Raw genomic sequence first — 17,917 nt, forward strand, 5'->3', positions numbered from 1 at the left:
ATCTAATAAATTGCGAATAAATCGATGGATTTGGGTTTGCTAATTGCTGTGCTGATCATTCCTGTTTGATATCGTAAATCAAGGGAAATAGTATCAGCTTTGGATTGTAAACTATTGTCTTTAGTTTTAAAAGTATAGAATGGATGTAACCCATAAATTTTTGGGTAACTATCGGACTGGTTATTTCCATATTTATGCGTTAGTTCTTTATAATTTTTTACAACTATAAATATATCGTATATTCTATTATCCAGCGTAAAAGTTTGACTTTTGTTAGCAGGTAGGGGAATTATATTATCTGAATTTCCCTTGTAGATATAGAAATTAAAGGATGTTTTGTTGTGTATATTTACGACTGTTTTTTGATTTTTTATACCTGAAAAATTATAGTAAGCAGGATCAAAACTATCAAATAGAATGGAATCTTTTTGATAATAATAGACTGTTTTTTGCGGACTAAAGGACTGTGAAAATAGACTGTTTTTTTCTCTAAATTTTTCAAATGAAGCATTGGTAATCTTGCCTGCTTGCTCTTTTTTATATTGATGATACCAAACATTAATTGTTATCGCAATAAAAATTGACAGAATTAAGCAAAGAAGGAAAATAAAAAAGGCTGTGTATTTATTAACAATTCGTTTCTTTCCTCGAAATTTTATTTCGACAAATCGAGTTTTGGATAAATAAATCTTGTGGTTTTTTAATACCAATTTTTTTAGCCCTTCTTCCAAATTGAGCTGAGTTAATTTGATACTTATACGAGCTGTTAATACTCTATTTGCTTTTTGAATCTCAACGGTTAAATTGATGATTTTACGTGATAGTTCGTCTATCTCAACTGAAAAATAATTAGGAAGCGTATTGAAAAATTGTGGCCAATTTGTATTTGCCCAAACTGTAATATCGGAGATATGTTTTTTATAGTTGTCTTTGCTTATATTTTTGAATAGTTGCATTGATTTGAGAAAAAACATCCTAACACTCTGGTAAGCGTTATCAAACTCCATATCTGAAATATGATCTTGATATTTCAAAAGTACCGTTGCTTGATCAAAATCTTTTTCGTACAAACATTTTCCAAGAATTTTGGCAAAAGAAAAAGTAAAATAAGGTGCAATAAACGCACTAAATGAAGATGAATTGACGCTTATTGAATCAAATAAAGGTATATCTCCCGCCCATATTTGCTTTTCCAAAAAATCAAGTAGAACTTTAGAATTCCAAATTAAAAGATGAAACTTTAAAGCTTGCTGAACATCAGAATCCTCAAATAACGCTACAAAAAATTGTGGACTATAATCCCAATTTTCTATAGAAATAATTCCATTCTCGGAAGAGGAAAGTTCCAATTGCACCATCTTTTTTAATTTGGAAATTTCCATGGTCGGAATTTTTTCCAAATCTATCTGGCAATATTCAAAAAAGCGAATGGGGGAAATGTAATTTTGCATCTATCCTAAACCAGTTCCTTTGAAATTTTCCAAACTAGAGTCCATCGATTTATCCATTTTAATAAGGTGTGTCAAGTTGTAAACATGTTGTCTAAAAGCAAAATATTGCTCCTTATCCATTGCTTCATCTGCTAATTTGAATATTTTTTTAGCGCCACTATAATTGGTGTAATAATCTTCGGGATAACCTTTTAGTTGACTATATTTCCCGATTAAAAAACTTGTAGTATTATATAACGCATCCCAGCCCAATTCATTCATTTTACGAGTTGCATTGGTCAGTACGGAAGCGTTTCTAGACTTTAATAGTTGATCTTCATTACGGACTAAATTGTGAAATCTTTCCTTTAATTTTTCTTTTTCGAAATCTACTTGTACGATTTGCTCTTCAAAGAAATCTTTTGCTTCCAAATACTCATTACGCAAATTTTCTAAACGTTCATTTCCTCCTAATTTGTCAAATTCGCTTGCCACTTTTTGGATGGTGTCTGCGAGAATATACTTTTTATCGCTTTTATCATTTTCCCGAATGCGAACAATATCGTTTTTGATATTTCCAAGCTCTTTTCTTAGTTCTGTTGCTTGTATGCTAAGCACTTCATTAGCTTGATATTGAAAGGATTTAATAGATTCTCTAATGTCTTTTTCCAAATCAAAAAATTGCTCTTTTAATCGAGAAATATTAATATGTTTTTCGGATATAGAAAATACGTTTTTAAATTCCTGATCGGTCATGACTAAATAAATACTGCAATGTAATTGACGACTTTCATCCATCATTAGATTTACCTCAATATCCGAACCTTTCAATAGGTCTGCATTCAAATCTTTACCCGTAATTTCAATCTGGCCAATGGGCAAATTAGAAACAGGTTTAGCAAAACGATCTCCTTCTAATATATTGATAATGATACTTTCACTAGAGCCTTTTTGAATCGTACGAGAGACTTCTCTGTACAATGTTTTCTTTTGCGGAAGCAAACTATTTTTTTCAAATATGGGTTCGAGTTTGGTCGTTTTATTTTCTGCATCATCCACTTCGATACACACATCTTTCGGGATGGGTTGCCCTTGAATATTGTATTGCCCTTGCGTAATTGCAAACTCTTGTTTGAGACTATTTACCTCATTATAGTTCTCATCAAGCACTATAAAACTAAATTGATTATTGAGATTTTTTATAAGCGGAAAAAATGCGGTGAATTTGGATTTTAGTGGGGCAATTCCAGAGTCAAAACCACCATCTTTTCGGATAATTCTATAGTAAAAATTATCATATTCGCCTATCACTTTTGCAAGTAAAATTTCTTCGTCCTCACGACTAGTTTTGGTATAAGATAAGATAATTTCAATATTACTTTTTTCTTCATCCTCCATATTTACCAGCAAATCATCTATCGTTGTAGTCGATAGTTCTTGTGCTGTATTATTGGAAGGTTGATATGACTTATTTGCTGCATAGAAGGCTGCACCTTCTGCAACTGCTGTAGTTGGATCGACATCTGTATTTACCTTAATACCCAATTGAGACGACAATGATTCCCTTACAAATGGAATATAAGTACTACCTCCGACTAAAATTAATTGATTGATTTGTGCTATATCCAAATGATTTCGATCCAATATTTGACGAATCATTTTTATAGTTGCTTCAATATTCGGTGCAATGATGTCGTTGAATTGATTCCTTCTTATTGGGATGATAGATTCAATCTCTTCGCCATTGTATTCGAAACTACATTCTACTTCGGTTTCTTCGTATGAGGATAAATCCTTTTTGGCTTCTTCTGCTTTGTGTAAAAGTATATAGTATAGTTTTTCTAATGGGCTATTAGGATCTGTTAATTGTGTAAGGAAATCTTCATTTCCGATTTGATTTCCGATATAAGGTGCAATGATTTTTTCTACAATTGCCGTATCAAAATCCACGCCACCCAAGAAATTATTACCCTCGTGATCTGTTACACTCATGTCGCCTTCTTTGATCGAAACAAGTGCTGCGTCAAAAGTACCTCCGCCCAAGTCATACACCAACCAATAACCCGAATTATCCTCCTGTGTTGAATGGTTGAAATAAGCTAAACTCGCGGCAATTGGCTCTTGCAAAAGAAAAACTGTCTGGAATCCTGCCTCTTGTCCTGCTTTTTGCGTAGCATTACTTTGCATGGAATCAAATGACGCAGGTATAGTGATTACTGTCGCTTCGGGATTTTCTCCATTATGGATGAAATTTTTGAGTTCTTTTAAGACTAGAGAAGATAATTCAATTGGCGTAATATTTTCATCACGATTGACTACGTAATATTTATCATCCGTGCCCATTTTGCGTTTAAATCCGCCAAAAACATTCAACGGATCTTTGCTGATATATTCGCGTGCTTTATCGCCTATGAGCGTTTTATCCTTTCTAAAAGCCACAACGGACGCCAATGTTTCCTTGTGCCCGATGGGATTTTTAAATATAGTTACACTTCCATTGTCATATTTGGCAATGAGTGAATTTGTTGTTCCAAGATCAATTCCAAAATTTACAGGTTTCATTCAATTTCTATTTTAAATAGACTCAACTATAACAATTCCTTTCTGAACGAGTAAAGGATTGGAAGATTCTAATTTGTAAATAATAGGTTTTACGACTTTAGTGATCATCATGTGTCGGCCTTCTTTGCCCACAATACTCGCTTCCACATCTGTTCTTGCGTCGGTGTATTTTTCATTAATTGGATTTTTGGAAATAAAACCAATCTCTTCAATGATCGATTTCATACGATTTAGATTACGCTCAATTTTAGAAAATATAGGTTCTTGTTCGAGTTTCTGTTCTAATTCGAATATTTGATTCAAAAGATTTTTTTCCTGATCCATGGATGTTTATTTACGGTAAAAATAAGGATTTATATCTTTTGAAAGGTGGTGTATACGTCTATATGAATGGCTTTAATATTACTTTAATAGTCCTAAATATAAAAATGCAGCTCTTTATTGGGTTGTCAGAGCGGCATTTTTAAAAAGGAAATTAAACGGACTTATTTATTCATGATCTGATCCATATATGATTTATTGTCCCAGAATAGATATTCTTCACTCATCACACCATCTTTGTTCCACACGCCAATAGTTGCCATTGGAAGACGGAATTTTTTGCCTGTAGGTTGGATAAATTTGCCATCACCGATAGGCATTGGTTTGGTAAATGTACCTTCCATATATCCCATCACTGCAGTAATATTACCGTTTCCTAGACGGTATGGATGTTCCTTGATACGCGTATCTGGCGCATATACAAACATCGCGTCTAAGGTTTTGATATGTTGTTCGATACCTTTTTCCGTATGACCATCAGGGAAATGAACTAAAATATTTTTTGCATGGCTTTCGTGTAATCTTGTCCAATCTCTGTTACTAAATACAGTGAAGTCAAGCGTATCAAAAGTTTTTAAGTTTTCTGCGATGATTGCATTGGTCGCTGTGATCGCTTTTAATTCTTTAACCATTTCAGTTTTAGAGGGTTCTTTTTGTGCTTGAGCGTTGGTATTTAAAGCGGCGATAAAAGATGCAATAGCTAATCCTTTGAATACTAATTTTTTCATTTTTTCAATATTTAATGTTTGAATTTGATACTGCAAAGTTTGGATAAATAACAATATTTGTTGTAACATATATATGAAAAAATGTTGTCATTTTCGGAAATTCTATCAGAACAGATTGATTTTTCCTAGAATCTAAATTATAACAAGCGATTGTGTGCGTATGTATATAAAAATAACAATTGTTCGCTTTTATTGCAATTAAATATACCCTATATTCGTAGAGCTTTTTTTGTCATTAATTACATTCTTAATAAACATATTTTAAGAAACATGAATTTTAATACGGAGCGTTATGCACAGATGCAGTATCGAAAATGTGGAAATAGCGGTTTGAAACTGCCTGCGATTTCTTTAGGCTTGTGGCACAATTTCGGAGATGTTGATGTGTATGATGTATTTAGAGAAACATTGATAACTGCATTTGATAACGGTATTACGCATTTTGACTTAGCTAATAATTACGGACCGCCTCCAGGATCTGCAGAAAATAATTTTGGTAAAATTTTACATAAAGACTTTGTCGATCATAGAGATGAGTTGATTATTTCTACGAAGGCTGGATATACGATGTGGCCTGGACCTTACGGAGATTGGGGAAGTAAAAAGTATCTAGTTGCCAGTTTGGATCAGAGTTTAAAAAGAATGGGCTTAGACTATGTCGATATTTTTTATCACCATCGTCCCGATCCAAATACACCAATAGAAGAGACGATGACGGTATTAGATTTAATCGTACGTCAAGGAAAAGCATTGTACGTAGGATTGTCCAATTATGGACCATTAGAAGCGGCTGTTGCATTTGAATATTTGAAAAAATTAGGTACGCCTTGTGTGATCCATCAACCGAAATATTCCATGTTTGTACGAAAACCCGAAGATGGATTGCTAAATGTATTGCAAGAGTTTGGTGTGGGATGCATTGCATTTTCTCCATTGGCTCAAGGCTTATTAACCAATAAATATTTGAATGGAATTCCGTCAGATTCTCGTGCTGCTAAAGGGATATTTTTAAAAGAAGAGAATATTACACAGGATATTTTGGATAAAATTAAAATGCTAAATAATATAGCTGAAAATAGAAATCAAACACTAGCTCAAATGTCTATCGCTTGGTTATTAAAAGATGAAAGAGTTACATCTATATTGGTTGGTGCAAGGAATAAAATGCAACTTTTGGATTCTCTTCATAGTTTGATACATTTAGAATTTGATAAAGAGGAGTTAGAAGCTATTGAAACTATTTTGAGTAAATAGATGTAATAATATTCTTTATTATGGTATTTAAAACGTCAATGAGTAAATCTGTAAAAATTATCACTATTTCAATAAGTATAGTTTTTATATTGCAAATTGGTTATAGTATCTTTTTTAAGGATAAATATAGCGGGCTCATTTCTATTTTTTTAATCTCAACTTATTTCTATAGTTTCTTATCCAAACCAAAAAACTATGAATTAACGAAAACGGACATAATAATCCGTCGTTTTATTTTTACCAAAATAATTGATCGAGAAGAAGTCGAAAAAGTGGAACTATTAGATGCTGATCGTGTCAAAGGAATATATCGAATATTTGGAAATGGTGGCTTGTGGGGATATGTTGGTACATTTAGTAGTCGAAGACTTGGCATATTTCAAGCTTATATGACGGGATTTCATAATCTGATATTGATACAATTGAAAAATGATAAAAAAATTGTTATTTCACCTTACGATACTCGAGAATTTATAAATCAATATTATCATTTCTAGGGTTTTCGGCATTTTGAAAAAATCCCATTCAGTTATTGAATGGGATTTTTTATGTTACTATATTTTTATAAAAATACCCTATTTGAGGTATTGCACATTTTTTTTCGTTCGTCTACTTTTGCTTCAGTAACCAAAACCAACTATTCTTTTACGGCTGTGGTACCCAGCTTTTTAAGAAAAATTGGTATAGCCGTTTGCTAACTCAATATAAACCCAAAAAACAATCAAAATGAACTCTAAACCCTTTCTAATTTTTAGTATTGTAATACTATTTTTTGTAATGCGTGCGTCTGCGCAATCAAATCCATTTTATGGTGGATATATTCGAATTGGATTGAATTCTCTAGGTGGTAAGCCCAATAATGAATTAAGCATGTATGATAACTTAATGAGTGGAAAGACTGGAATGAAAAATGGATATGCATTTGAATTTGGTCGTATTTTTTATTTTAATAAAGAAAGTCATTTTCCTATTAAATTTGGATTAGATTGGACATATTTAAGTGCTACTTATAATAAAATTAAATGGGAAGACTATGTAAAATCTAAAAATGATCCGAATGCTGAGTTGGGTGGAAATGGTACTGCCGTCACTGCCAATACTAAACTAGGATTAGCTATATCCTATAATCCTGTGGCTGCGTTAGTAATCGATATTCGAGGGCAAGTTGCTTATGGTATTAATTATTTTGATAAATCTTATTTTGTGTATACTGGCACTCCCGCAGAAGAATATTTCAGCTTTGCTGACGAAACATCAGAGGATGAAGTAGAAAAGAATATAAAGGGACGTGTTAAAGCTGCTCTACGCCCAAGTCTAGGCGCCACTATTCGATACAAAGCATTTGGTATTGCTTATGACTATATTTCAGGCAAACTAAAATATGGATATTCTTCTAGTGATGGAAGTGGAGAAGAAAAATTTAAAATTAATAATTCGGAAATAAAGTTGAGTCTTAATTTTTAAACTATATAATTCCATTTTCAAATGCATATTTGATAAGTTCTGTGCTACTTTTTGTATTCGTTTTCTTTAAAATATTTTTTCTGTGTGTACGTATGGTGTGTTCGGATAAGTATAGTAATTTGGATATTTCCACACTGGAATGACCTTTTGCGATGAAGTCAATAATTTCTCTTTCACGTTTGGATAAGATTGTTTTGATCATGCTTGAACTGCTAAATTGGTCTAGTTTGTTTTGATATATCGTTTTATTATTTCCTAAACCAGAAATTGTAACTATATAATTATTATGAGTTGTAATAGCATTTAAATTGGTATGAATATTAATTGCATGTGCCATGACATCATTATTTGTAGGTTTAAATAATATAGCCTGATGATGAAAAAGTTGGTAAGATCCATCTTTCATTTTCATACGAAAACAATAACTTGCTTTAAAAGAAAAACGATTTTCAATTCCAATCTCTATTGCTTTATCAAAACACCATTGTTCTGCTGTTCTAACAAAAATTAAATCGTCTGGATGCATAAGATCCAATATTTCTCCAATTGTTTTTGGCAACTCTTTTAATCCATGTGTTGACAGGATATTGGGATGTATTTTATATAAAGATTGATCGGTAAAATTGATAGTAAAATAATAAAAATCTCCCACTGAAAAAATATTTGCAATTAAACTTTCAAGTGGGAAATTTAATTCTTCTTGATTATTTGCTATATGAATGTCTGGATGATTATTCCATATATCCATAAGTAAATGTTTTTTAGGATTCATTGTTTAGTTTTGGTTTATGTTTCTTAATTACAAAGATAATTTGAATTTGATTTACATATATTTATAGCGAATATTTCCAAAAAATAAATATTTTCAGCTGATTGAAATATTCTCCGTACCTTTGCCATCCAAATTTTTTATTAATTAATCAAATTTCAGGGTAATGAACAATTACGAATTGATGGCGATTTTTACCCCTGTACTTTCTGATGACGATTTTAAAGCGATTCAGAAAAAGTATACCGACTTCGTAGAAGCAAACGGTGGTACTATTACGTACACTAATCCATGGGGATTAAAATCGCTGGCGTATCCTATCCAAAAGAAAACTACAGCTTTATACTGGGTTTTGGAATATAGTGCGCCATCCGACTTCAACGAGAAGTTTAAGATCCAATTTTTACGTGACGACCAAGTGTTGCGTCACATGATCACTGTACTTGACAAATACGCCGTTGAGTATAATGCTAAAAAGAGAAGTGGCGTAAAAACTGATACCGAAAAAGTGGAGGCATAATATCATGGCAAAAGCAAATGAAATCAAATACCTTACCGCTATCAAACAAGAACAACCTAAAAAGAAGTTCTGCCGTTTCAAAAAGTATGGTATCAAATACATCGATTATAAAGATGTAGAATTTTTGAAAAAATTCGTTAACGAACAAGGTAAATTATTGCCACGTCGTTTAACTGGTAACTCTTTGAAATATCAAAGAAAAGTATCTATCGCAATTAAGAAAGCTCGTCAAATGGCATTATTGCCTTTTGTTGCAGATCTTTTGAAATAGAATTTTCAAAGTTGTAAGTTCAAGGTTTTAAGTTTTAAGTATTTCTTATCACATATAACTTTACACTTACAACTTGTTTTTAGTCACCACTCCCTAACTCCCACATCGGGAAGGACAGTCCAAAAAATTAACGACTGGGTCTTGGGAACTAAGCATTAACATCATGCAAGTAATTTTAATTAAAGACGTTGACAATTTAGGTCAAGCGCACGAGTTAGCAACTGTAAAAAGCGGTTATGCTCGTAACTTTTTGATCCCACAAAAGTTTGCTATCGAAGCGAATCCTACCAACTTGAAAGTTTTGAACGAAAAGTTGAAAGTGAAAGCTAAAAAAGAAGCTGCTTTATTGGCTCAAATCAACGAAGTTGTTGAAGTATTGAAAGGTAGCCCTGTTAAAATCGGTGCTAAAACTGGTACTACAGACAAAATCTTCGGTCGTGTTACTTCTCTTCAAATTGCTCGTGCAATTAAAGAACAAAAAGGATACGAATTGGATCGCAAACGTATTGCCATCCCTGAAGAAGTTAAAGAAATCGGTCTTCACAAAGCAACTATCGACTTCGGTAATGGTAACATCACTGAAATTGAGTTTGATGTTGTTGCTGAATAATATTTCTAGAAATTTATTTCAGAAAAAAGCAATCCAATTTTGGATTGCTTTTTTGTTTCTAAAATCACTCATTTTACAAAATATCTCATAGATAATTCTGTAATAGTAATGATGATGGCGATCAAAATCAATAATGCAAATATGGATCTTGCATTCGCAAAATTAACGGTATAACCTAGCCATGGGTTACGTTTGGGAGGAAATAAACGTTTATCATTTTTATTGTAATAGAAAATCCCCCATTTCCAATTTTCTGAATCATTATGTAGATTTTCCATAAATTATTAATTTAATTTAGGTATCATGTTTTAGTTTTTCGAAGAGATACTGAATGAAATGAAAGTAATCAAAATGAAAAATAAGATCAATCCAAAATAAACTAATATAGATTTTGGATTTGCAAAATTTACACTATACCAGCCCATTAAAAAGGGATGTCGTTTAGGTAAAAGTTGTTTGTCATATTTGTTGTAATAGAATAACCCCCATTTCCAATATTTTCGATCATTATCTGAATCGTCATATAGATTTTCCATATTGTTACTATTTAGAATAATATACCAAATATTCCGAAGGCATTAATGCAAATTGTTCTTTCGCTTGAAATACATATTCCATACCTGAGAAGAGAGAAACAAATGGTTTATTCAAATGTTCGGATGAAATTTCATAATTCGCAATATTTTCGTTGGAAAAATTAAATAGCGCGATAACTGCTTGGCCGTTTTTGGATAAGATAAATGCTAAAATTCTATCTGAATATTCATTAGAAATCAAAGTACAAGTTGCATCTGTATCGAAACAAATATTGGATTTCCTAAAATGTAACAGTGTTTGGTAAAAAGTGTGTAGTGCTGGCAAATTATTGGTCAGCCATTCCAATGTGTCTTTTTCAAAAAATGCTAATTTCTTTTGATTGGGAATTTCTTGCCCGCTGTATATCAATGGCATTCCTGGGAACAAGCAAGAAAATACTGCCCAAGTCAATGCATATTTTCCATATTTATCATATTCTGTACCGTTCCAACTATTTTCATCATGGTTAGAAGTAAACCAAAGTTTGAATGCATTGGGTAATTTGATCAAATCTGCTTGTAAAAAGGGATAAATTCCATGCAAACCAATGGTTGGATTTTGTGCCAAATCATTGGTAGCATGCATCCAACCCCATGCATAATTCACATCAAAAACTTCCAAATAATTATCTGAATCACACTCCGCTAACCAAAATAGTTTTTTTACCTGATCGCATTCTTCACGTGCCTCTACCCAGAAATCCAACGGAACCAAATGCGCCATATCGCATCGAAATCCATCAATGTCTACATTTTTTACCCAAAAAATCATGGCATCAATAAGTGCTTTTCGCATCGCGGGATTTTCGTAGTTTAGATCAATTGCATCATCCCAACCGTTTATCTCAACAAAATTTCCTTGCGCATCCTTTAAGTAATAGTCCGGATGCGTTTCGGTCCATTCATGATCGACACCAGTATGATTGGCTACCCAATCGATGATTACTTTAAATCCTAAATCATGTGCATTTTGTACCAAATCTTTAAAATCATCCATATTTCCAAATTCCGGATTGATCTGTGTATAGCTGCTGCATGCGTAATAACTTCCCAATGTCCCTTTTCTATTTGTAACAGAAATTGGCGTGATGGGCATGAACCACAATATTTCAATTCCCATATCCTTTAGACGTGGCAAATGCTTTTGGAAGGCTTTAAAAGTGCCTTCAGGCGTATATTGTCGGATGTTGATTTCGTAAATATTAGAAGCGCGATACCAATCAACTATAGGGAAATGAAGACTCATAATGATTTTTTTAGTGCGTAAAATTGAATTTTATCCGAATTGGCGATGGCGCAAGGATTGGTGCCTAATTGTCCTTCGGGTATTTCTTTTTGGATAGATTGATAATACGTTGTCCAACCTGTATACGTCGCACCCGTTTTCGGGGATTTAAAAGTCATCGGCGTAGGAGGGAAGATCGGTTTTTGATCTTCATCCAAATAAGATTTCCATACTAATTCACTACAATATATAGCAGAATCTGTGGGTAAATAAACACCGTCGTAGGGTTTACCTTCTTGCGATTGTGCTAATTGAATTGCATTGGAAATATTTCCATGATTCAATCTTCCGATATAAATAGAATCACCTTTATCTCTTCGGATAAATTTTGCAAATGGCGTTTCTTCTACTTTTGGACTATGTGCTTCAATGACCATTGCGGAATCATTTCTAAAATGAATAATTCCGCAATGATTAAATAATCTTCCAACTTTGCATGGTGTGGTTTCGATAATTGCATCACAAAGATTGCCACAAGGAAGTTTTTGGAAAATAATATCGCCTTCTTTTAAGGCAAAATTTTGCTGGCTTTTACCTAAAAAACATATTATCATTCCGAAGAAAACACCAAAGATTTTGATCATGTTTTTCATTTACATATTATCAAAATCTGGATCTCCATTGTCAAAATCGTCTAAATTCAATCCAATAATTCCACCGACAACATCATTAAAATGTGTACCTCCTGAAAGGGCTTTTTTACTAATTAAAGAGTAAGAAGACAAGCCATGCAAAACAAATTCCATAAATAATGCGGTAATCATTTCAGATGCATGTGGGAATGTCTTTTTAACCAAACCATATAATCCGTCTACTTGATATAATAAGGCGATTCGATCTTTATCTGAACAATTATCTGGAATATCCAAAGAATTGCCAGCATCAAACCAAGCAGTAATTAATTTGTAAGGATTATTGTTGTTTTGTTCGTTGGCAACAGATGGTTTACCTGAATTTTTACGTTTTTTGACGGTTTCTGGATCGGGGAAATACTGTGTAAAACAAGTACGAATTGCCTTACTCAAAAGATTGAGCGCAACTTGGTAAGGTCCTTCTTGTTCGCCCTCATACACCAATTCTATTTTTCCAGTAATAGCAGGAATTATACCTACCAAATCACTTATCCAAACTTGCGTATGGTTTTCATTATTTAATATAGCTCTTCTTTCTGCTGTGCTCACAAGGTTTTCCAATGCCGCAATAGTAAGACGCGCACTCACACCACTTTTACGATCGACATATTCGTTATTTCTCGCTTCAAATGCTAATTGTTCGACAATTCTTTTTAAAACATCCGCAACTTCGACAACTTCACTTTGTTCGGGTAAGATTTTAGCTTCTTGTTCAGTAATGGCCAAGGACGTTTCTAATTTCAAAGGATAGTGTGTCAATATTTGACTTTCAATTCTATCTTTTAATGGCGTTACGATACTTCCACGATTGGTATAATCTTCCGGATTGGCAGTGAAAATGAATAAAATATCCAAAGGCATACGCAATTTGAATCCACGTATTTGAATATCGCCTTCTTGTAAAATGTTGAACAAGGAAACTTGAATCCTCGCTTGCAAATCGGGCAATTCATTAATAACAAAAATCGAACGATTTGATCGTGGAATGATTCCATAATGAATTGCTTTTTCATCACTAAAACTAATTTTCAAATTTGCAGCTTTAATTGGATCAATGTCTCCAATCAAATCAGCAACGCTCACATCTGGAGTGGCTAATTTCTCTCCATAACGTTCCGAACTATGCAACCAGCGAATGGGCGTTTCGTCTCCTTTTTCTGCAATTAGATCGATGGCGTATTTGCTCATCGGTGCAAGCGGATCATCGTTAATTTCACTTCCCTCTACAATTGGAATATATTCATCCAAAAGATGCGTCATTTGTCGCGCAATTCTTGTTTTGGCTTGTCCACGCAATCCCAAAAACAAAATATTGTGTCTACTTAATAATGCACGTTCTGTGTCTGGAATCACTGTATCCTCGTAACCCAAAATTCCAGGAAAGGGATCTGTCTGATCTTTTAAATGTTGTATTAGATTTTTTCTAACCTCATCTTTGATGGACATCGATTGATATCCACTTTTCTTTAATTCGCCTAAAGTCTTAATATTTTGTGTATCCATTCTTCTAAGTTAATTCATTTTTCAAAAATCAAATGACAAATCAAATTTGTAACTAAAAATTTAAAATCTCTTAATGTGATCATTTTTTGCAAAAAAACATTTCTGGTAAAATCTGAAAAAGAATATCCTCCATTATGCTTCCTCGCAAAAAAGATTTTAATTTTTAGCCGATGGGGAATTTGTCATCTCTGCGAACGAATTGAGCCGATAAATTTTTGCCATTTTTTGTCAAGAAAGAAAGTAGGCTAAAAATTAATTTTTTGCTCTTTTGTAAAATCGATCGGCATATTTATATAAACGCCATGTCTACCAACTTTTACTTTTCCCACCACTTTTAAGTGAATGCTTTTGCTAAAAAAGGAGCGAAGTGCATTGTTATAAATTGGTTTCATACTTAGGCGAACTTTCGTCGCATATTCAAAATCTTGCAAGGCTGGAATGTTGACCATCGTGTCTTGAACATAATGTCCGGCTGTATCATTTTCTACTAAAATATGGCAATCCACTTTTTTGAATTGCATGTCAAATTTATTGGGATTGGCATAAACGACATCCATCCATAGGGTAGAGGAGTCCTGTCCAACTTCCTCTAATTTGACTCCTTTTACCTCCTTAAAAACTAACGCTTTTGGTTGTGAGCAGCTAGAAAATATACAAATTGAAATGGCGCTGAATAGCCCAGAAATGCCCCAAATTTTACCTCTTTTCATAACTGCAATATTACATCAGATTTGATTTAAAATGCCCGCAATCGGGAAATTTACCTTTTCTTTGCATACTATAATTTTTAGCAAAATGATAGCGTATATTTTATTTCTTCAATAGCTAAAATTATTAGTTATAAAATATATTATCAAAGTATTGATTTTTAATTTTTTATGATTATTAATTAGTATAAAAATTAAATATTAAATACCATCTAAATGATACTAAAAATTAGATCAAATGTCAACATGACAAAATAGCATAAAATGGAAGAAAATACAATAGAACTATTTGAAAATCATTATTTACCATGTATTAATTGGTTTAAAATTTCAAGTAATGAAACATATATAAAAATTTTTTCAAATGATTTGTACAAAAAGATGTCTTTTCGGAATCGTTGCATCGTAGTGGGTAGTTCGGGTAAAATTGATCTCTCCATTCCATTGGAAAAAGGACGTGATCAAAAAGCGAATTTTAAAGACATTAAAACCTCTAAAAATTTTGCTTGGCAAAAGCAACATTGGAGAACATTAGAAAGCTGTTATCGCAAGTCTCCATTCTGGGAATATTATGCAGATTACTTCGCTCCTTTTTTTGAAAAAGAAGTCGAATTTTTATATGATTTCAATTTTGAAATGAATCAATTGTTGTGGAAATTGATCGACAAGCGGAAAAAAGTAGTGGAAGAATCTTTAGAACTGGAAACTCTTGAAAATGATAAAGTCAATATTGTTGGTGAAAATATTCTTCCAAAAAATTATAATATTGATAACCAATCATTTATAGCATATGAACAATTATTCCAAGATCGTGTTGGCTTTCAAAGAAATGTTTCTATTATAGACTTGTTATGTATGGAAGGACCTAATGCAAAACAATTGCTAGAGAAATAGAAAATTGGAAATTAGAAAAATGAAAGATGAAATGTGAGAGATGAGAGGTGAAATGAGAAAGGTGAAGTATGAATTTTAAAAGGTTTTATTTTTCATGTAAATGATATGATAATTCAAATAACAACTAGTATCCCTCCTAATTGGCATTTATTGGATTAACGTTGAGAAAATCAATCAGTTGAGTCGAGAGAAAGAATATATGTTTGAGCGAAATGAAATGGAGTGAGTTTATATTCTTTCCGACGAAATGATTGATTTTTAGTTAAGACAATACAGTCTTGATCTTTTGTTTCTTTTCTATCAAGAGAAAAGAAAGTTAAAATATAATACGCAATGGCTTTTCGTCTAAAAAAGAGCAAACACACAAGCACTGTTCCTTCCTTACTTATGCTTACGCGAGAAATGTAGTTAACTTCATACTTAATGATATTAAATAATAACTAATTAAAATTCAATAATTTAATAGTTTTAATTGATATTATTTAAAGGATTTTTACTAACTACAATTTGCAATGCAGAACCAGTTGAAATGAAAACATAATTGTTTTCAGCAGTATTTAATTGAATGATTTTTTGCTCTTCAACTACATTATTGCGAGCATAATAGATATTGCTTACAGAAGAAGCCATGATTGTATTTTGTTGAGCAAAAGCTTGAATAAGCTTATTGAATAAAGCATTTTTATTTGTATTATTCTGATAATCAATTTGATAAACAATCTTATCTTTAGAAACGACTTTCTTAAAGATTTTAATATTGCTATTATCAATAGGTAAATAACGCGCTAAACTAAAATTACTATTCGCTACAATAGGTGCTGGTTCTATTTCTTTGGATGCGATCTTTGGAGTTGAAACAAATACTCTCTTTTTAGGAATATTTATGTGTTTTGTAATAGTGACAGATTTATTTCTTATTATTTTATTTGAATTAATAATTTGATTATCAATATTTTCTGAAGAATTATTTATTTTATCTGCATAAAATTTCTGAAAATTATTATTACCATCCGTTAGGGTAACGAGAGAAGAAGTGGCGCTAATTACTTTGGCGTTATTGCTACCAAATTGAATGTTGGATTTGGCTAATGCAAATATGCTTACAAATCCCAAAATCAAAGCAGGAAAACTCCAAATATTATTGCTTCGTTTGTTTTCTTTCCCTAATAAAGTAATTACGCGGTTGTAAAATTCGGAAGGTTGATTTCCGGTGATATTCAACGCAACTAAATCAGATTTTTTGAGATCTTGATCTTTGGTGAAAAACAATAAAGATTTGATGTATTCCACTGAATTATAACCATTTAGAATAACATTTTTATCACAAATCAACTCTCGATCTTCTCTTACCATTTTCCCAATCCAATACATAAAAGGATTGAAATAGAGAATTGTTTCCATGATCAATTGAAGTGCATTCCAGAGATAATCCATACGTTTAATATGGGTTAATTCATGCATAAGGATGGCTTCCATTTGATAAGTGCTCATCTGATTTATCGCCGCCAATGGTAACACGATAATTGGAAGAAAAACGCCTTTTGTAAATGGAGATTTAAGTTTGTCTGAAATTTGAATTTGGATATTTCTGGTAATTCCAAACTGTTCTTTTTTGCGTTTTACCCAATTTTGTAATTGCGAAAATTTATCATTTTCTATTTGGCTATAGGATATCTGTCGGTTATTTTGAATAGATAATTTTACTATTTTAAATAATAATAATGATACATAAATTATTGATATATAATTATTTATATTAAAATTATTATTTAAATTGAATGAATTAGTTTCATTCAATTTTGAGGATGGATTTGTCAATAAAAAATACAAAAAATTAATAAACAATATAGATTGCATGAACAGTCCTATTGTATAATTTGATTTGGTATTTATTGCAGCATATTTTCTCGTAAATAGGAGTAATGCCCAAAATATCGCACCGAGTGCAAGATTGTAGGCAATTGCTTCTGTAAAGTGAGAGATTAGGATGGTATATATCTGGTTCAAATTATTCGCTTTTTAGCTTATCCAACATGTCTTGAATTTGTTCGAGTTCCGCATCCGAAGGTTTTTCCGAACCCAAAGCTTGCAATATTAATTGAGAAGTAGAGCCGGCGAATAAGCTGTTGACCATTTTTCCCAACATTAATTTTTGCGTTTTCTCTTTGGATACATTGGGCTTGTAAATATGTGTTTTTTGAGAATTATCTCTTACAACTAATTGTTTATCAAACATTATTTGCATTAATTTTAATGTAGTTGTATAAGCACATTCTTTATTTAAAGAAATTTCCTCATAAACTTCACGTACCGTTGCCGCTTCTTTTTTCCAAAGAATTTGCAATATTTCTAATTCCCCTTCTGAAGGCTTGTTGGATGATAACAATTTCAT

20 protein-coding genes are annotated in these 17,917 nt (G+C 32.2%); 7 read left to right on the plus strand and 13 right to left on the minus strand.

The annotated features are described in order from the left end of the window. Positions 1-2: 2 nt before the first annotated feature. The 4 genes from E0W69_RS01490 to E0W69_RS01505 all read right to left on the minus strand — a co-directional run bounded on the left by E0W69_RS01490 (position 3) and on the right by E0W69_RS01505 (position 5,041). On the minus strand, positions 3-1,382 hold the full coding sequence (locus tag E0W69_RS01490) for a hypothetical protein (RefSeq protein WP_131328263.1): 1,380 nt from the start codon (positions 1,380-1,382) through the stop codon (positions 3-5). A 69-nt stretch (positions 1,383-1,451) separates the two neighbouring features. Continuing rightward, positions 1,452-3,992, minus strand: a complete 2,541-nt coding sequence (locus E0W69_RS01495) for an Hsp70 family protein (RefSeq protein WP_131328264.1) — start codon at positions 3,990-3,992, stop codon at positions 1,452-1,454. A gap of 12 nt (positions 3,993-4,004) precedes the next feature. Continuing rightward, complete coding sequence (locus tag E0W69_RS01500) at positions 4,005-4,316, minus strand: hypothetical protein (protein WP_131328265.1); 312 nt, start codon at positions 4,314-4,316, stop codon at positions 4,005-4,007. A 161-nt stretch (positions 4,317-4,477) separates the two neighbouring features. Next, on the minus strand, positions 4,478-5,041 hold the full coding sequence (locus tag E0W69_RS01505) for a nuclear transport factor 2 family protein (RefSeq protein ID WP_131328266.1): 564 nt from the start codon (positions 5,039-5,041) through the stop codon (positions 4,478-4,480). 270 nt (positions 5,042-5,311) lie between these two features. Here E0W69_RS01505 and E0W69_RS01510 point away from each other — a divergent pair, with 270 nt between their 5' ends. The 3 genes from E0W69_RS01510 to E0W69_RS01520 all read left to right on the plus strand — a co-directional run bounded on the left by E0W69_RS01510 (position 5,312) and on the right by E0W69_RS01520 (position 7,759). Further along, positions 5,312-6,295 carry an aldo/keto reductase gene (locus E0W69_RS01510; protein ID WP_131328267.1) on the plus strand — a complete coding sequence of 328 codons (984 nt, stop codon included), beginning with the start codon at positions 5,312-5,314 and terminating at the stop codon, positions 6,293-6,295. A gap of 20 nt (positions 6,296-6,315) precedes the next feature. Then, on the plus strand, positions 6,316-6,792 hold the full coding sequence (locus tag E0W69_RS01515) for a PH domain-containing protein (protein ID WP_131328268.1): 477 nt from the start codon (positions 6,316-6,318) through the stop codon (positions 6,790-6,792). A gap of 229 nt (positions 6,793-7,021) precedes the next feature. Next, positions 7,022-7,759: a hypothetical protein gene (locus E0W69_RS01520; protein WP_131328269.1), complete on the plus strand. Its 738-nt coding sequence runs from the start codon at positions 7,022-7,024 to the stop codon at positions 7,757-7,759. Between the two features lies 1 nt (position 7,760). Here E0W69_RS01520 and E0W69_RS01525 read toward each other — a convergent pair whose 3' ends face one another. After that, positions 7,761-8,531 carry a LuxR C-terminal-related transcriptional regulator gene (locus E0W69_RS01525; RefSeq protein WP_131328270.1) on the minus strand — a complete coding sequence of 257 codons (771 nt, stop codon included), beginning with the start codon at positions 8,529-8,531 and terminating at the stop codon, positions 7,761-7,763. 163 nt (positions 8,532-8,694) lie between these two features. Between E0W69_RS01525 and rpsF the strand changes: the two genes are divergently transcribed. The 3 genes from rpsF (at position 8,695) to rplI (ending at position 9,929) form a co-directional block, all read left to right on the plus strand. Next, entirely contained in the window at positions 8,695-9,048 is a 354-nt protein-coding gene (gene rpsF / locus E0W69_RS01530) for a 30S ribosomal protein S6 (RefSeq protein ID WP_131328271.1), read from the plus strand. Between the two features lie 4 nt (positions 9,049-9,052). Continuing rightward, entirely contained in the window at positions 9,053-9,319 is a 267-nt protein-coding gene (gene rpsR / locus E0W69_RS01535; protein ID WP_131328272.1) for a 30S ribosomal protein S18, read from the plus strand. A gap of 163 nt (positions 9,320-9,482) precedes the next feature. Then, positions 9,483-9,929 carry a 50S ribosomal protein L9 gene (gene rplI, locus E0W69_RS01540; protein ID WP_131328273.1) on the plus strand — a complete coding sequence of 149 codons (447 nt, stop codon included), beginning with the start codon at positions 9,483-9,485 and terminating at the stop codon, positions 9,927-9,929. 68 nt (positions 9,930-9,997) lie between these two features. Here rplI and E0W69_RS01545 read toward each other — a convergent pair whose 3' ends face one another. The 6 genes from E0W69_RS01545 to E0W69_RS01570 form a co-directional block, all read right to left on the minus strand. Then, positions 9,998-10,207 carry a DUF5808 domain-containing protein gene (locus E0W69_RS01545; protein WP_131328274.1) on the minus strand — a complete coding sequence of 70 codons (210 nt, stop codon included), beginning with the start codon at positions 10,205-10,207 and terminating at the stop codon, positions 9,998-10,000. 30 nt (positions 10,208-10,237) lie between these two features. Then, positions 10,238-10,465 carry a hypothetical protein gene (locus tag E0W69_RS01550; protein ID WP_131328275.1) on the minus strand — a complete coding sequence of 76 codons (228 nt, stop codon included), beginning with the start codon at positions 10,463-10,465 and terminating at the stop codon, positions 10,238-10,240. Positions 10,466-10,472: 7 nt separating this feature from the next. After that, positions 10,473-11,750 (minus strand): alpha-amylase family glycosyl hydrolase, encoded by a 1,278-nt coding sequence (locus E0W69_RS01555; protein WP_131328276.1) that lies wholly within the window; start codon positions 11,748-11,750, stop codon positions 10,473-10,475. Continuing rightward, complete coding sequence (locus E0W69_RS01560) at positions 11,747-12,373, minus strand: YiiX/YebB-like N1pC/P60 family cysteine hydrolase (protein WP_191967931.1); 627 nt, start codon at positions 12,371-12,373, stop codon at positions 11,747-11,749. The genes E0W69_RS01555 and E0W69_RS01560 overlap by 4 nt, the downstream gene beginning before the upstream one ends. A 9-nt stretch (positions 12,374-12,382) precedes the next feature. Continuing rightward, a complete protein-coding gene (locus E0W69_RS01565; RefSeq protein ID WP_131328278.1) occupies positions 12,383-13,924 on the minus strand; it encodes a MoxR family ATPase in 1,542 nt (513 codons plus the stop codon). A 245-nt stretch (positions 13,925-14,169) separates the two neighbouring features. Then, positions 14,170-14,634 (minus strand): hypothetical protein, encoded by a 465-nt coding sequence (locus E0W69_RS01570; protein WP_131328279.1) that lies wholly within the window; start codon positions 14,632-14,634, stop codon positions 14,170-14,172. A 261-nt stretch (positions 14,635-14,895) separates the two neighbouring features. On the opposite strand from E0W69_RS01570, the gene E0W69_RS01575 reads away from it, so the two are divergent. Next, positions 14,896-15,525 carry a WbqC family protein gene (locus E0W69_RS01575; RefSeq protein ID WP_131328280.1) on the plus strand — a complete coding sequence of 210 codons (630 nt, stop codon included), beginning with the start codon at positions 14,896-14,898 and terminating at the stop codon, positions 15,523-15,525. A gap of 468 nt (positions 15,526-15,993) precedes the next feature. Here the strand turns inward: E0W69_RS01575 and E0W69_RS01580 are convergent, their stop codons facing one another. Together E0W69_RS01580 and E0W69_RS01585 are read right to left on the minus strand one after the other, a co-directional pair. Beyond that, complete coding sequence (locus tag E0W69_RS01580) at positions 15,994-17,532, minus strand: M56 family metallopeptidase (protein ID WP_131328281.1); 1,539 nt, start codon at positions 17,530-17,532, stop codon at positions 15,994-15,996. A 1-nt stretch (position 17,533) separates the two neighbouring features. Beyond that, positions 17,534-17,917 (minus strand): BlaI/MecI/CopY family transcriptional regulator, encoded by a 384-nt coding sequence (locus E0W69_RS01585; RefSeq protein ID WP_131328282.1) that lies wholly within the window; start codon positions 17,915-17,917, stop codon positions 17,534-17,536.

This window comes from Rhizosphaericola mali, assembly GCF_004337365.2.
Classification (GTDB): Bacteria; Bacteroidota; Bacteroidia; order Chitinophagales; family Chitinophagaceae; genus Rhizosphaericola; species Rhizosphaericola mali.